At 72.8% G+C, this 14319-nt stretch carries 13 protein-coding genes; 10 read left to right on the top strand and 3 right to left on the bottom strand.

Annotation, left to right across the window (positions count from 1 at the left end; all coding sequences use genetic code 11):
- Positions 1–528: 528 nt before the first annotated feature.
- The 3 genes from ACIBK5_RS21715 to ACIBK5_RS21705 all read left to right on the top strand — a co-directional run bounded on the left by ACIBK5_RS21715 (position 529) and on the right by ACIBK5_RS21705 (position 3059).
- The gene (locus ACIBK5_RS21715; protein ID WP_399021515.1) at positions 529–1200 is read left to right on the top strand and encodes a DUF6230 family protein; all 672 of its coding nucleotides are present in this window, start codon (positions 529–531) and stop codon (positions 1198–1200) included.
- Positions 1200–1658 (top strand): DUF6114 domain-containing protein, encoded by a 459-nt coding sequence (locus ACIBK5_RS21710; protein WP_399021514.1) that lies wholly within the window; start codon positions 1200–1202, stop codon positions 1656–1658. The genes ACIBK5_RS21715 and ACIBK5_RS21710 overlap by 1 nt, the downstream gene beginning before the upstream one ends.
- Before the next feature lie 144 nt (positions 1659–1802).
- Entirely contained in the window at positions 1803–3059 is a 1257-nt protein-coding gene (locus ACIBK5_RS21705) for a cytochrome P450 (RefSeq protein ID WP_399021513.1), read from the top strand.
- Here ACIBK5_RS21705 and tatA read toward each other — a convergent pair.
- A complete protein-coding gene (tatA, locus tag ACIBK5_RS21700; protein ID WP_399021512.1) occupies positions 3016–3276 on the bottom strand; it encodes a Sec-independent protein translocase subunit TatA in 261 nt (86 codons plus the stop codon). The two genes, ACIBK5_RS21705 and tatA, sit on opposite strands and share 44 nt — an antisense overlap.
- A gap of 77 nt (positions 3277–3353) precedes the next feature.
- On the opposite strand from tatA, the gene ACIBK5_RS21695 reads away from it, so the two are divergent.
- On the top strand, positions 3354–4892 hold the full coding sequence (locus ACIBK5_RS21695; RefSeq protein ID WP_399021511.1) for an LCP family protein: 1539 nt from the start codon (positions 3354–3356) through the stop codon (positions 4890–4892).
- Here ACIBK5_RS21695 and mgtA read toward each other — a convergent pair.
- On the bottom strand, positions 4883–7375 hold the full coding sequence (gene mgtA, locus ACIBK5_RS21690) for a magnesium-translocating P-type ATPase (protein WP_399021510.1): 2493 nt from the start codon (positions 7373–7375) through the stop codon (positions 4883–4885). The genes ACIBK5_RS21695 and mgtA overlap by 10 nt on opposite strands.
- On the bottom strand, positions 7365–7712 hold the full coding sequence (locus tag ACIBK5_RS21685) for an ArsR/SmtB family transcription factor (protein ID WP_399021747.1): 348 nt from the start codon (positions 7710–7712) through the stop codon (positions 7365–7367). Before ACIBK5_RS21685 ends, mgtA begins: the two co-directional genes overlap by 11 nt.
- A gap of 237 nt (positions 7713–7949) precedes the next feature.
- Between ACIBK5_RS21685 and ACIBK5_RS21680 the strand changes: the two genes are divergently transcribed.
- The 6 genes from ACIBK5_RS21680 to ACIBK5_RS21655 all read left to right on the top strand — a co-directional run bounded on the left by ACIBK5_RS21680 (position 7950) and on the right by ACIBK5_RS21655 (position 14196).
- Positions 7950–8777: an SAM-dependent methyltransferase gene (locus ACIBK5_RS21680; RefSeq protein WP_399021509.1), complete on the top strand. Its 828-nt coding sequence runs from the start codon at positions 7950–7952 to the stop codon at positions 8775–8777.
- Positions 8778–8991: 214 nt separating this feature from the next.
- The gene (locus ACIBK5_RS21675) at positions 8992–9996 is read left to right on the top strand and encodes a substrate-binding domain-containing protein (protein WP_399021508.1); all 1005 of its coding nucleotides are present in this window, start codon (positions 8992–8994) and stop codon (positions 9994–9996) included.
- A 191-nt stretch (positions 9997–10187) separates the two neighbouring features.
- Complete coding sequence (locus tag ACIBK5_RS21670; protein ID WP_399021507.1) at positions 10188–12818, top strand: nitrate- and nitrite sensing domain-containing protein; 2631 nt, start codon at positions 10188–10190, stop codon at positions 12816–12818.
- A gap of 14 nt (positions 12819–12832) precedes the next feature.
- The gene (locus ACIBK5_RS21665) at positions 12833–13264 is read left to right on the top strand and encodes a roadblock/LC7 domain-containing protein (RefSeq protein WP_020271575.1); all 432 of its coding nucleotides are present in this window, start codon (positions 12833–12835) and stop codon (positions 13262–13264) included.
- A 1-nt stretch (position 13265) separates the two neighbouring features.
- Positions 13266–13625, top strand: a complete 360-nt coding sequence (locus ACIBK5_RS21660) for a DUF742 domain-containing protein (protein WP_399021506.1) — start codon at positions 13266–13268, stop codon at positions 13623–13625.
- Entirely contained in the window at positions 13612–14196 is a 585-nt protein-coding gene (locus ACIBK5_RS21655; RefSeq protein WP_399021505.1) for a GTP-binding protein, read from the top strand. The genes ACIBK5_RS21660 and ACIBK5_RS21655 overlap by 14 nt, the downstream gene beginning before the upstream one ends.
- The last annotated feature ends 123 nt before the right edge of the window (positions 14197–14319 follow it).

Below are 14319 nucleotides of genomic sequence, written 5' to 3'. Positions count from 1 at the left end.
GGGGGGCCCCGCGTTCGGTCGGGGGGGGGGGGGGGGGCCGGCTGGGGGCGCCGCGGGCGCGGGCCGTCCCCGCTTCCCCTTCCGGCCCGGCCCCCCCACCGGCGGTCCGGTCGCCGGCCGGAGGCACGCACGGGGACGCGACTCCGGCCGGGCCGGGCGGGGGGTGGCTGGTGGCACGGCGAGACACCCGTTCAGTACGGGCGGTGCTGGGGCGCGCGGACGGTGCCGCGTGACGGATCCGGCGCCACGGATCCGGTGTGAGACGAGGAGAGTTGTAGACCTACCGGTCAGTCAACGTCAAGGCATTGCAAGGGAGTTGTGCGTCGGCTGAGAGTTTCCGAACGCCGTTGACTCACATACGGCGCACATTCAACACTCTTTGTTCACACTTCCCTTGACCCTTCATGTAACCCCCGGTAACTTCCGACTCGGCTACCGCGTCGTAGCGCTTACGCACGCGGTCGGTGTCCGCGCCAGGGCAACGTGCCACCGAAGTCCGATCCGCACCGACACGCACCTGGAGCAGACATGACCTCCTCCGCCGAGCACACCCCCGAAAGACCGGACGGCCCGGCCGCCGCGGACGTCGCCGACGTCCCCGCGCGCCGCGGGCGGGTCCGGGCACGCCGGGCCGCGGTGATGGCGGTGCCGGCCACCCTGGTCGCCGCGAGCCTCGCGGTCCTCACCGCCGAGGGGGCGCTGGGCGTGCAGTTCGCCATCTCCGGTATGCCCTTCACGGTCACCGCGACCGAGCTGAGGGGCAACGGCTTCGCACAGTTCGGCGGTCTGGACGAGATGGCCGAGGGCAGCCCCAACGCGGGCGAGACCGGCGGCCAGGTCCTGGTCGTCACCTCCGTGATCAAGGACGCGACGCTCACCAAGCTGTGCCAGAGCGTGGACCTGGGCGGCACGAACCTGATCATCAGGGCGGGTGAGGGGACGAAGAAGGTCCGGGCCACCGACCTGACGACCGACTCCACCCAGCTCTCGGGCGACGCGGCCTTCACCAACATCGAGATCGGCAACGACGCCAGCAAGCTCAACAAGGCCGGAGACCTGGGCCGCGGGCCGATCGGCGTGTTCAGCCAGCAGTCCGACACGGTGCACATCGCCAACCTGCGGCAGACCAACTACGCCACGACAGCTGGTGTGTTCAAGCTTCCGGGGCTGAAGCTGGGCTTCAGCGAGTCGGGCTGCTGATGCCCGGCGGCGCACGCGGGAACGTCCGGCCCGCCTTCCGCCGGTGGCGGGCGGGCCGTCCCTTCTGGGGCGGGCTGCTGCTCACCCTGGGAGGGGCGGAGGTCCTGCTCACCCTGAAGGCGTCGCTGGACGTCATCCTGCACGTCGGCATGCAGGGTCTGGCCGGCTATCTGTTCCCGGCCGTGATGCTGCTGTGCGGCGTACTGATCCTCTTCAACCCCTCCCAGCGCCTGTTCTACTCGGTCATCGGAGTGCTGGTCTCCCTGGCCACCTGGATGACCTCGAACCTGGGCGGCTTCTTCGTGGGCATGCTCCTGGGCGTCGTCGGCAGCTGCCTCACCTTCGGCTGGCTCCCGGACCAGGAGCCGCGCGTCAGCCGGCGGCAGCGCAGGAAGGCCGCCAAGGCCGCGCGGGCACAGGCGCCGCCCCTGGAGCGGGAGGCAGGACAGGCCGTCTGAATCAGGCCTCGTGATCCTCTTCAGGCCAGTGATCCCGCACTCCCTGGCGTCGCCCGGCCACGGCGACTTGGCTGGACGGGCCACGCACCCTGCCCACGAGGCGGGCGCGCGGCGTACAACAGCCGTCAGCCCAGGGAGAGTCCGATGGATCAGACGCACCCGATTGTGATCGACCCGACCGGCCGCGACATCCACGGCGAGGCGACCCGGATCCGCGAGCGCGGCCCGGTCACCCCCGTCGAACTCCCCCACGGTGTCCCGGCCTGGGCGGTCAGCAACACCTCGCTTCTGAAACGGCTGCTCACCGACCCACGGGTGTCGAAGGACCCGCGCCGGCACTGGCAGCGCTGGATCGACGGCGAGGTCTCACCGGACTGGCCGCTGTTCACCTGGGTGGCGGTGCAGAACATGTTCACGGCCTACGGCACCGACCACAAACGGCTGCGCACCCTCGTCTCCAAGGCGTTCACCGCCCGTCGCACCAACGCGTTGCGGCCACGGATCGAGGAGATCACCGCGGCACTGCTCGACCGGGTCGCCAAGGCGGGAGCCGGCGGCGGCGCGGACGGCCGGGCCGTCGATCTGCGGGAGGAGTTCTGCTACCCGCTGCCCATCCAGGTCATCGGCGAACTCCTCGGACTGCCCGAGGAGTTGGGGGACGAGCTGCGGGTCGTGGTGGACGGTGTCTTCCACACCTCGGCCGACGCCGCCGAGGTCGCCGACATCTACGCCCGGTTCTACGCCGTCCTCGGTGAACTCGTCGCCGTGAAACGGGCGGCGCCCGGCGACGACCTCACCTCCGCGCTGATCGCCGCCCACGAGGAGGAGAGCGGCACGCGGCTCAGCGAGCAGGAACTGCTCGACACGCTGATGCTGATGATCAGCGCCGGTCACGAGACGACGGTCAACCTCCTCGACAACGCCGTCCACGCGCTGCTCACCCGCCCCGGCCAGCTCGCGCACGTCCGCGACGGACGCGCCACCTGGGACGATGTGATCGAGGAGACCCTGCGGGCCGAGGCACCGGTGGCCAGCCTGCCGCTGCGGTACGCCGTCGAGGATCTGCCCCTCGGCGAACTGGGCGGCCCGGACGGTGCGGTGATCCGCAAGGGCGAGGCGATCCTCGCCGCGTACGCCGCCGCAGGGCGCGACCCGGAGCAGCACGGCCCGGACGCCGCCGTCTTCGACGTCACCCGCGCCGCGAAGGACCATCTGGCCTTCGGGTACGGCGTCCACCACTGCCTGGGTGCCCCGCTCGGCAGGCTGGAGGCGCGCGTGGCCCTGCCGGCCTTGTTCGAACGGTTCCCCGGCCTCACCCTGGCCGTACCGGCCGAGGAGCTGCTGCCGGTGGACTCGTTCATCTCGCACGGCCATCGGACGCTGCCGGTCCTGACGGGCTGACGGGCGCCGCGGAGGGCGCCGGGTCCGGAAGACCCGGCTCTCCCGAGGCCGGTTCCCCGGCGTCCTCCTGCTTCAGTGCCTTCGCCTCGCTCTTGAGGATCCGCATCGAGCGGCCGAGTGAACGCGCCGTGTCCGGCAGTTTCTTCGAGCCGAACAGGACGATCACGACGATCGCCACGATCAGCAGATGCCAGGGCTCCAGTCCGTTGCGCAGCACGTCATGCCCTCCCTCTCTTCAACAGTTGCTACATTGCGCAACTGTACAACCCTCGGACGAGAGGCAAGCGGACGCCGATGACGGTCAGCAGCATTCGGAGGACAGAGCCACCGCGGCACCGGGCCGCGCCCCGGGACCAGAGGAGGCGGCGCGGCCGCCGCCGCGGCCCACGCGTCGCCCTCCTGGTCTGCCTGGCCCTGCTCGTACTCGCCGCGGGCGGTGCCGGCTGGCTGTATCTGAAGCTGGACGGCGACATCAGCACCTTCGACTCCGGCGGTCTCTCCGACAACCGCCCGGCGGCCGGCTCGTCGAAGGGCGAGAACATCCTGGTCATCGGCTCCGACACCCGCACCGGCGGCAACAGCGCGCTCGGCGGCGGCGACAAGGACGACGTGGGCCGCTCCGACACCGCGTTCCTGCTGCACGTCTACGCCGACCACCGGCACGCCCTCGCCGTCTCCATACCCCGCGACACCCTGGTCACCGTCCCGTCCTGCAAACTGCCCGACGGCAGCTGGACGAAGGCCCAGCCGGACACGATGTTCAACGCCGCGTACTCGCTCGGCCGGACCGCCGAGGGCAACCCCGCCTGCACCCAGAACACGGTCGAACAGCTCACCGGGCTGCGCGTCGACCACACCGTCGTCGTCGACTTCAAGGGCTTCGCACGGCTGACGGAGGTGGTGGGCGGGGTGCGGGTGTGCCTGCCGCAGGACGTGCACGAGAACGACCTCGACCCACACCTCACCGCCCCCGGCAAACTGCTGTTCCACAAGGGCGAGCAGACCGTGGCGGGGCAGCGGGCGCTGGACTACGTCCGGATCCGGCACGGCATCGGCGACGGCAGCGACATCGGCCGGATCAAGCGGCAGCAGGCGTTCGTGGCCAGTCTGCTCAAGGAGGTGAAGAGCAAGGGGCTCACCCCGACGCGGCTGTTGCCGCTGGCCGAGGCCGCCACCCAGTCACTGACCGTCGACCCCGGCCTCGGCTCCGCCGACAAACTGATCTCCTTCGCGATGTCCCTGAAGGACATCGACCTGCACAACACCAAGTTCGTCACCCTGCCCTGGCGCTACGAGGGTTCCCGGGTGGCGATCGTGCAGCCGGACGCCGACGCGCTGTGGGCCGCGCTCAGGGCCGACCGCACGATCGACGGCCAGGACGCCGGCGGAAAGAAAACCGGAGAATCTGGTTCCAGCCCCGCGTCCCCCGACCCCGCGTCCCCCGCGCCGGTCTCCGGTGACGGCATCGACGTCGCCGTCTACAACGGCACCGCGGTCCCCGGACTGGCCGCACGCGCCGCCGAGGCCCTCACCGCGGACGGGTTCACCGTCACGGGTACGGCGACGGCGTCCGCCCAGGACCACGCGACCACGGTGGTCGAGTACGGCCCGGGTCTCGAGGACCGGGCCCGGACCGTCGCGGCGGCCCTCCCCGGCGCCAGGCTCCGGTCGGTGACCGGCAGCGGGATCAAGGTCGTACTGGGACAGTCGTACGCCGACAGCCCGGCGGCGACCGCGTCCGCGTCCCCTGCTCCGACCGCCGTACCGTCCGAGGTCGCCGACGGGGCCCGTTCCGCGGACGACAACCCCTGCTCGGACCTCACCTACGGCTGACGCCGCCGCTGCCGGGCCCTGGCCGCCGTCAGGGCCAGGGCGTACAGGCCGAGCACCACGGCGGGCAGCAGGTAGTACGCGGCGGGCAGGGCCGTCATACCGAGGGCCGCGCCGAGGGCGCTCGGCGGCAGCAGCAGGCCGACGGCGGCGAGACCGGCCGCCGCAAGGCCGACCGGGCCCGGCATCCGGCTCCGCCCGACGCGCCGGCCGCCGCGCAGGAGCAGCATCACCAGGGCCTGGGTGAGCAGGTTCTCGGTGAACCAGGCGGAGTGGAACACGGCCTCGTCGTCCACGGCGTCGGGGCCGTTCAGCGCGAGGGCGAGGACGGCGAAGGTGGCGAGGTCGGCGAGCGCGTTGAGCAGGCCGAAGCCGGTGACGAACCTCAGGAAGGAGCGCGGCCGCAGCACGGCAGGGCCGCGCAACGCCGCCGCGCCGGGACGGTCGTGGGCGAAGGCGAGCTGGGCCGCGTCGAAGCACAGGTTCTGCGCGAGCACCTGGGCCGGGAGCATCGGCAGGAAGGGCAGGAGCAGACCCGCGGCGAGCATGGCGACGACGTTGCCCAGATTGGAGGAGAGCGTGACCCGCAGGTACGAGGCGATGTTGCCGCTCGCGTGCCGGCCGGCCGTGATCGCGTGGCCGATCGCCGTGAGGTCCTTCTCGGCGAGGACGACGTCGGCGCTCTCCCGGGCCACACCGACCGCGGAGCGGGGCGCGAGAGAGACGTCGGCGGCGCGCAGCGCGGCCACGTCGTTCACGCCGTCGCCGAGGAACCCGACGGTGTGCCCGGCGGCGCGCAGGGCGGCGACGAGGCGGGCCTTGTCCTGAGGGGTGCAGCGGGCGACCACGGTCGCCCCGGCGGCTTCGGCGTCCGCCAGGTGCGCGGCGGTCCGTACCCGCCCCGGATCCAGGCCGAGTTCCCGGCAGGCCCGGGCCGCCGTGGCCGGGTGGTCGCCGGTGAGGACCTTGACGGTGACGCCGCGGTCGGCCAGGCCGCGCAGGGCCTCGATGGCGGTCGGGGCGAGGGCGTCCCGGAAGGTCACCAGGCCCCGGAAGGCCAGGCCCCGGGGATCGGCCGACGGTTTCGCGCCGGAGGGGCGGTCGGCCGTGGCGAGGGCCAGCACCCGCAGCCCGGTGGCGGCTTCCCGGGCGGCGAGGGCGAGCAGCCGGTCGTGCTCGCCGGGCCCGGTCGCACAGCGTTCCAGTACGGCCTCGACCGCACCGGTGACGACGACGGTGTGCCGTCCGAGGGAGCCGCGTACCACCGCCGTCGAGATCCGCCGCGCCGGGTCGAACGGCACGGCGTCCACCCCGTCGTACTCCTCGCCCACCGGCCCGGCCGCCTCCAGCAGGGCCTCGTCGAGGGCGTCGGGCGCGGGCAGTTCGGCGAGCTGGAGGGTCCACCAGGCGCCGACGGCGGCCCAGTGCAGCACCTCCGGGTCGTCCCGGCCGGCCGGGTCGAGGGACCGTGCGACGACCGGCCGGTCCTGGGTGAGCGTGCCGGTCTTGTCGACGCACAGCACGTCGACGGCGCCCAGGTCGTGCAGCGCGGGCAGCCGTTTCACGATGACGCCGTGCGTGCGGGCCAGGAGGGCGGCGCCCCGGGCCAGGCAGGTGGTGACGATCACCGGCAGCATCTCGGGCGTCAGACCGACGGCGACCGCGACGGCGAAGGGCAGGGTCTCCAGGCCGCGTCCGCGCAGCGCCGCGTTGGCCATCAGCACCAGGGGCGGGGTCAGCAGCATGAACCGGATCAGCACCCAGGAGATCCCGTGCACGGACCGGTCGAAGGCCCCGCCCTCCCGGCGCGCGGCGGGCTGCCGGTGCGCCGCGGCGAACCGGGTCCCGGTGCCGGTGGCGACCACGACGGCGGTGGCGGTGCCCGAGGCGACGGTGCTGCCCTGGAAGCACAGGAGGGACTCGCCCGTCCCGTCCGCCGTTCCCTTGTCCAGCGGCGCCGACTCACCGGTCACGACGCCCTGGTGCACCGTGAGCCCCCGCGCCCGCAGCAGTCGTACGTCCGCCGGGACCAGGTCGCCCGGGCCGAGGCGGATCACGTCGCCGGGGACCAGTTCGGCGACCGGGACCTCCCGGGACTCCGGCTGCTCCCCGCCGTCGGTGCGGCGGAGCGCCGAAGCCGTGCCGGCGACCAGGTCGCGCAGGGCGGACATGGACCGGTCGGCCCGGTGCTCCCCGGTCGCGCGCAGCACGCAGCTCACCACGACCAGGGCGAGGATGACCACCCCGGTGCCCCAGGACGCCATGGCGACGGACACCAGGCCGAGGCAGAGCAGTACGGCGGTGAAGGGGTCGCGCAGGGCGTGCGCGCAGCGGAGGGGCCAGGACGGTGTGCGCGCCTCCGGCAGGGTGTTCTCGCCGGAGGTGGTCAGCCGCGCCGCGGCCTCGGCCTCGGTCAGCCCTCGGGGCCCCGACTCCAGCCGCCGCAGCACCTCCAGGGTGGTGCCCTCGGCGGTCTCAGAGGCCACGGAGCCGGCGGCGCGCCGGTGCGGCGCGGTCGGTGAGCCGGCCCACCAGGAGCCGTACGACGTCGACGATGTCCGGGTCGTCGACGTAGTACACCTGCCGGCGGCCCTCGCGGCGGGAGCGGACGAGGCCGGCCAGCTTCAGCTTGGTGAGGTGCTGGCTGACCGCGGGCAGCGCGCCGCCGACCCGCTCCGCGAGCCCGGTCACGTCGCTCTCGCCCTGGGCCAGCGCCCAGACGATGTGCAGCCGGGCGGGCGAGGCCAGCAACCCGAAGGCCGCGGCCGCCTCGGCGAGCACGTCGGCGGACGGGTCCTCGAAGCCACTGCCGGCTGCCGCCACCGTCGCCGCCCCTTCCGTCGTGAACGCCGTGTCCGTCGTGTCCGTCGTGTCCGTCGCGCCCGTCGTCCCGGGAGCCGCGAGCCGCGAGCCGCGAGCCGCGAGCCGCACCAGTTTAGGCGGCCCGCGGCGCCCACCTGGGAAAGCTGTTTCTTCCCTCCCGGCGCCAGGAGTGATGGAATCGCGCCCATCGGTCCAACTGTGGCCGCTGACAGGTGAGTTGTGTACTGGGAGGCCCGGATGCCGGAGCACCGTATCGACACCGAGAGCGCGCACTCCGCGCGGATCTACGACTACATCCTCGGCGGGGACGACAACTACCCCGCCGACCGGGAGGCGGGCGACGCCATGTGCCGCGAGTGGCCCGCCCTGCCGGTGCACATGCGGGCCAACCGCGACTTCATGCACCGCGCCGTGCGGTACCTCGCCGCCGAGGCGGGGATACGCCAGTTCCTCGACATCGGCACCGGCATACCGACCCCGCCCAACCTGCACGAGATCGCCCAGGCCGCGGCCCCGGCGGCGCGGGTCGTCTACGTCGACAACGATCCGCTCGTCCTCTCCCTCTCCCAGGGCCTGCTGTCCGGCACACCCGAGGGCAGGACGGCGTATGTCGAGGCGGACATGCGCGATCCGGCGGCCATCCTCGCCGCCCCCGGCTTCCGGGAGACCCTCGACCTGTCGGAGCCGGTCGCGCTGACCGTCATCGCGATCGTGCACTTCATGCTGGACGAGCACGACGCCGTCGGCATCGTGCGCCGGCTCCTCGACCCGCTGCCGCCCGGCAGCTGCCTCGCGATGTCCGTCGGCACCGCCGACTTCGCCCCCGACGAGGTCGGCCGGGTGGCCCGGGAGTACGCCGCGCGCGGCATGCCGATGCGGTTGCGCACCCTCCCCGAGGCGGCGGAGTTCTTCGAGGGTCTCGACCTGGTGGAGCCCGGCATCGCGCAGGTCCACAAGTGGCGCCCGAACCGCACGGACGGTACGGAGAACGGCGATGCCGGGAACGGTGTCACGATCCGGGACGAGGACATCGCGATGTACGGGGCGGTGGCGCGCAAGCCGTAGCCGGGGAAAGGGACCCTGACCTCGCCGTTCGGCCCGTCGGACGGATCATCACGATGCGGCAGCAGCAACTCACGGCTTGTGGCCGCTCACTTGACGACCGGTGGTCACACACGGTTGGCTCCGGGCCAGAGAGAGTCATCGGGTCGTGCACGTTCACGGCCCCGCTGTGCTCTCACCCTGCTCTTGCTCGGCCGCACAGCGAGGTCCACCCCCCATGAACGCTCCTCCCCCGCAGCCCACCACCCCGAGACTCTTCCGAACCGTGGCCCTGGCCTCCGCCGCGTGTCTGCTGGTGTCCGGCTGCTCCGTCCTCGGCGCCGCCGACGACGGGCCGGACACGGCAGAGCGGTCCGGCGGCGGGATGAAGGTCGCCCTCGTCACCCACGGCGGCGAGGGCGACGCCTTCTGGGACCTGGTGCGCCGAGGCGCCGAGGCGGCGGCCGCCAAGGACGGCATCGACCTGACGTACGCCGGGGACTCCGACCCGGCAGCGCAGGCCGCGCTGGTGAAGGACGCCGTCCGCGAGGGGGTCGACGGCATCGCCGTGACGCTGGCCAAACCGGCGGCGATGCGCGGCCCGGTCGCCCAGGCCAAGGCGGCCGGCATCCCCGTCGTCGGGCTCAACTCCGGCATCGACGCCTGGCGGCCCGCGGGACTCCTCGAGTACTTCGGCCAGGACGAGTCCGTCGCCGGCCGGGCCGTCGGCGACAAGCTGGACGAGGTCAGGGCCAAGCACGCCCTGTGCGTGGTGCACGAGCGGGGCAATGTCGCGCTGGAGGCCCGCTGCGCCGGCGTGCGGAAGACGTTCGGCGGCGACACCGACAACCTGTACGTGGACGGCACCGACCTGAACGCGGTGACCGCCACGATCGCGTCCCGGCTGCGGCAGGACACCAGCATCGACGAGGTCGTCACCAACGGCGCCCAGTTCGCGCTGAGCGCGGTCAAGGCCGTCGAGCAGGCCGGCAGCAGAGCCGAGGTGGCCACCTTCGACCTCAACAAGGACCTGGTCAAGGCGGTCCAGGGCGGCGATGTGCAGTTCGCCGTGGACCAGCAGCCGTATCTGCAGGGCTACCTCGCGGTGGACGCCTTGTGGCTGTACCGCACCAACGGCAATATCAGCGGCGGCGGGACGGCTCCGGTGCTGACCGGTCCCGCGTTCGTGACCAGGTCGAACGTGTCCGCTGTGGCACGGTTCGCCGCCGCCGGGACCCGGTGACCGGACACTTCCTGTGACGGTGTCGCCAAAGATTCGGTCAGGCCCGGTTCGCACGCCCACTTGTACGGATAACATCCTGCGCATCCCATGTGCCGCGCCCGGCACGCCCCCACCCCCGCGCCCGTCCCCCACCCTCCCCGACCGTTCCGCTTCCCCGTTCCTCGCTCCCCGCTGATCGCCCTAGGACGACGATGTCTCGACGGACAGGTGCCCGGCGCCGTCTCGGTTCCATACGCCTCTCCCTGTGGCTGCTGGCCCTGGTGCCCAGCGTCACCCTCGCCGCCATGTGGGGCGTGACGACGATCCAGATGTTCTCGGAAGGCCTGCGGCTGCGTGACCAGACCGAGCTGAGCCGGTCGACCGGCGCCATGGGCACCGACGCGACGCTCGCGCTGCAGCGGGAGCGCAGCCTGTCGGCCGCCTGGCTGGCCTCGCCGCACGGCTCCCGGGCCGCCCTCGACGCGCAGCGCGAGGACACCGACAAGGCGGTCGGGAAGCTGGTCGGGCAGGCGGACGCGATCGAGAAGGCGCCCTCCCGCGTCTCCGACCGGCTGTACTCGGTGCTGGGCTCGGTCGGAAGCCTCGAGTACTACCGGGACCAGGTGGACGACCCCACCGACATCACTCCCCAGCAGGCGCTGGACCAGTACTCCTCGATCATCGACGACCAGATCCACGCCTTCCAGGAGCTCTCCCAGGTCGACGACGGCGATCTCACCTCGCAGGCCGGTCCGCTGGTCGCGCTGGAGCACGCGGCGGAGCTGGTCTCCCGGGAGGACGCGCAGCTGACCCTGGCCTGGCCGTCGGGGCATCTGGACGACAGGGCGTGGGTGCAGTACGCGGAACTCGTGAACACCCGGCGCTGGCTGGTCCAGGACCAGGTCGTGCCCCAGCTGACCGGCGAGGCCAAGGCACAGACCGAGCGGATCCTGGCGAGCCCGGAGTGGCGGACGCTGGAGTCGATCGAGGACCAGGTGCTGGCGGCCCGGAACTCCAGTGCCGACGCGGACCGGATCGCCCTGCCGGACACGCAGAAGCGGTGGAACGCCGCCATGGACAAGCTGTCCGCGCACTACGCGAGCCTCATCGAGCGGCAGACGACGGGGCTGCTGGAACGCAGCGCCGACAAGGCGGACGAGACCCTGATCAAGGCGGCGTCGCTGAGCGCCGGCGGGCTGCTCGCGCTGCTGCTGTGCGTCGGCATGTCCTGGCGGATCACCCGCTCGCTGTCCCGGCGGCTGCGCGGCCTGCGCCGGGCCGCCGTCAGCCTGGCGCAGGAGCGGCTGCCCGACGTGGTGGCGCGGCTGGAGCGGGGCGAGACGGTCGACCCGGAGTCGGCGACGACCCCGCTGGACTACGGGCAGGACGAACTCGGCCAGGTGGCCCGGGCGTTCAACACCGCCCAGCGCACGGCCGTGCACACCGCGGTCGAACTCGCCGACACCCGGCGCGGTTTCCAGAAGGTCATCCTGGGCATCGCCCGGCAGAGCCAGAACCTGGTCAACCTCCAGCTGAGCAAGCTGGACGCGCTGGAGCGCGAGCACAGCGATCCCGACATCCTCAAGGGCCTGTACGAACTGGACTCCACGGCCAGCCAGTTGCGCCGCTACGAGGAGAACCTCGTCATCGTCAGCGGCGAACGGCCGGGCCGCAGCTGGACCGAGCCGGTCGCGCTGATGGACATCCTGCGCAGCGCGGTCGGCGAGGTCGCCGAGTACCAGCGGGTGGAGGTGCACACCGAGGAGGAGGTGTACGTCGCCCCGCCCGCGGTCGCCGACGTCATCCATCTGCTGGCCGAGCTCATCGACAACGCGACGGCGTACTCCCCTGCCCCGAGCCCCGTCACGGTGCGGGCCGGGATGGTGGCCAAGGGCCTGGCCGTCGAGGTCGAGGACCGCGGCCTCGGCATGTCGGAGGAGGACTACGCGTCCTTCAACGAACAGCTCGCGGTGCCCCCGCAGTTCGACGTGGTCGCGCTCGCCGACGACCTGCGCCTCGGCATGTTCGTGATAGCCCAGCTGGCCCACCGGCACGGCATCGCCGTCACCCTGCGCCTGTCGCCGTTCGGCGGGACCACGGCGATCGTGCTGATACCGCACGACATCGTGGTCCGGGAGATCCCCGCCACCGGCACACCCGGCACCCGCGACGCCAGGACCCTGAACGGCACGCACAGCCTGACGGCCCTCGGCGGCCCTCGGGGCACGGGTCTCCCGGCCGCCGGCAGGCCGAAGGACGTCGCAGACCCGGAGGACGGGCGGAGCGCGGTGGCCGAAGAAGCCTTGGGCGACGAACGCGGCGCGGGCGCCGGGCAGGGTCCGACGGACGGCCGAGGCCCGCACCACGGGCAGGACACGGCGGACAGCCGAAGCCCGGAAGCCGGACAGCGCTCGGGCGGCGGGCGGAACTCGGTGAGCGCCGAGCGGACCGCGGGGGCCGAGAGTGTCTCCGGCACCAGCGGCGGTGGCGGCGAAGCCGGGTCCGAGAGCGCCACCGGCGGTGCCGGCGACGGCCGTTCCGGGCGTGAGCCGCGGCCCCTCGTCGCGGCCCGGACCGCACCCGCCGCCCGCGCCCCCCGCGGAGACGGCCTCGCCCCGCTCCCCCGTCGTGTGCCGCAGACCAGCCTGGTCGAGGAACTGCGCGAAGAGTCCACGCCCGACGGCGACGACGGCTCCCTCGACGACTTCACCGCGGAAGCCGCCGCCTCCTCCCTGGCCGGCTTCCAGCGCGGCACGCTCCGGGCCCGTGACGAGGACCCGGCCGCACCACCCCGGCAGGCCGCCGCCGAACCCGTCCCCTCGACTCCGCCCGCCGACCGCTGACGAAGGACACCGCAATGACACGCCCCATCCCCGCCACGCACACCCAGCTCGACCAGCTGCTGACCGGACTCGTGGAGCGGGTCGCCGACGTGAACCAGGCCGTGGTGCTCTCCGAGGACGGCCTGGTGGTCAGCAAGTCCACCGGGTTCCTCCGGGACGACGCCGAGCGGCTCGCGGCGACCGCTTCCGGTCTGATGAGCCTGAGCAAGGGCGTCAGCATGGACTTCCGGGGCGGTCCGGTGCGCCAGGCGCTCATCGAGATGGCCAACAGCTATCTGATCCTGACCTCCGCCGGTCCCGGCGCCCATCTGGTCGTGCTGACCGGCCCGGGCGCGGACGTCGGTGTGGTCGCGTACCAGATGAACATGCTGGTGAAGAAGATCGGCGAGCACCTCAGCGCGGCACCGCGGGGCATGGCCGGACCCGTCGTCGACCCAGGCGTGTGAGGTGGGCGAAGGCGACTCGGCGGGCCGGCTCGTAAGACCGTTCGCCCTGACCGGTGGCCGGACCCGGCCCAGCCGTGCCGACTTCACGCTCATCGCGACGGTGACCGCGGTCAATCCGCCACCGGCCACCGCGGTCCGGTGCCAGCCCGAGCACACCCGGATCCTCCGGCTCTGTGCGGAGCCGGTCGCCGTGGCGGAGCTGGCCGCCCGGCTCGACCTGCCGGTGAGCGTGGTCGTCATCCTGCTCTGCGACCTGCTGGAGGCGGGCCGGATCACCGTCCGCCCGCCGCGCCTCGTTTCCCGTACCACTCCGGACCTGGACCTGCTGCAGAAAGTGAGGGACGGCCTTGGCCGGCTCTGACCCCGTCACAGACGCGTCCTCGGCACCCGACACGGTCAAGATCCTCATCGCCGGGGGCTTCGGCGTGGGCAAGACCACCATGGTCGGGTCGGTCAGCGAGATCGCCCCGCTGCGCACCGAGGAACCCCTGACCATGGCCGGTCTGGGCATCGACGATCTCGACGGCATCGAGGAGAAGCGGGCCACCACCGTGGCCCTGGACTTCGGCAGAATCACCATCAGCCGGGAACTGGTGCTGTACCTGTTCGGCACGCCGGGGCAGCAGCGGTTCTGGTTCATGTGGAACGACCTGGCGCTCGGCGCACTGGGCGCCGTGGTCCTGGTCGACGTCCGCAGACCGGAGTCCAGCTTCGCCGCGATCGACTTCTTCGAACGCCGGGAGATCCCGTTCGTCGTCGGGGTCAACGGCTTCCACGGCAAGCACCCTTATCCGCCCGAGGACATCCGGGACGCGCTCGCGGTGCCGGACCATGTGCAGGTACTGCTGTGCGACGCGCGGGACCGGGAGTCGTGCAAGGGCGTACTGATCGCGCTGATCGACCAGTTGATCGCGTCGGCCGTACAGGCCTAGGGAGCCGTCGCGGGGGCCGGGGGGGGGGCCCCCCCCCCCCCCCCGCGGCCGGGGGGGGGGGGGGGGCCCCCCCCCCGGGCCACCCCCGGGGCCCCCCCCGCCCGGGGGGATAGGCGGAGGGGG

This window comes from Streptomyces sp. NPDC050546, from assembly GCF_044457425.1.
In the GTDB taxonomy this organism is placed as follows: domain Bacteria; phylum Actinomycetota; class Actinomycetes; order Streptomycetales; family Streptomycetaceae; genus Streptomyces.
This window is presented reverse-complemented; position numbering and strand designations above follow the sequence as displayed.

Coding starts and splice junctions, on each gene's coding strand:
- ACIBK5_RS21705 (WP_399021513.1), top strand. CDS start 1,803: ATGGATCAGACGCACCCGATTGTGATCGACCCGACCGGCCGCGACATC.
- ACIBK5_RS21715 (WP_399021515.1), top strand. CDS start 529: ATGACCTCCTCCGCCGAGCACACCCCCGAAAGACCGGACGGCCCGGCC.
- ACIBK5_RS21675 (WP_399021508.1), top strand. CDS start 8,992: ATGAACGCTCCTCCCCCGCAGCCCACCACCCCGAGACTCTTCCGAACC.
- ACIBK5_RS21670 (WP_399021507.1), top strand. CDS start 10,188: ATGTCTCGACGGACAGGTGCCCGGCGCCGTCTCGGTTCCATACGCCTC.
- ACIBK5_RS21680 (WP_399021509.1), top strand. CDS start 7,950: ATGCCGGAGCACCGTATCGACACCGAGAGCGCGCACTCCGCGCGGATC.
- ACIBK5_RS21710 (WP_399021514.1), top strand. CDS start 1,200: ATGCCCGGCGGCGCACGCGGGAACGTCCGGCCCGCCTTCCGCCGGTGG.
- ACIBK5_RS21695 (WP_399021511.1), top strand. CDS start 3,354: ATGACGGTCAGCAGCATTCGGAGGACAGAGCCACCGCGGCACCGGGCC.
- ACIBK5_RS21665 (WP_020271575.1), top strand. CDS start 12,833: ATGACACGCCCCATCCCCGCCACGCACACCCAGCTCGACCAGCTGCTG.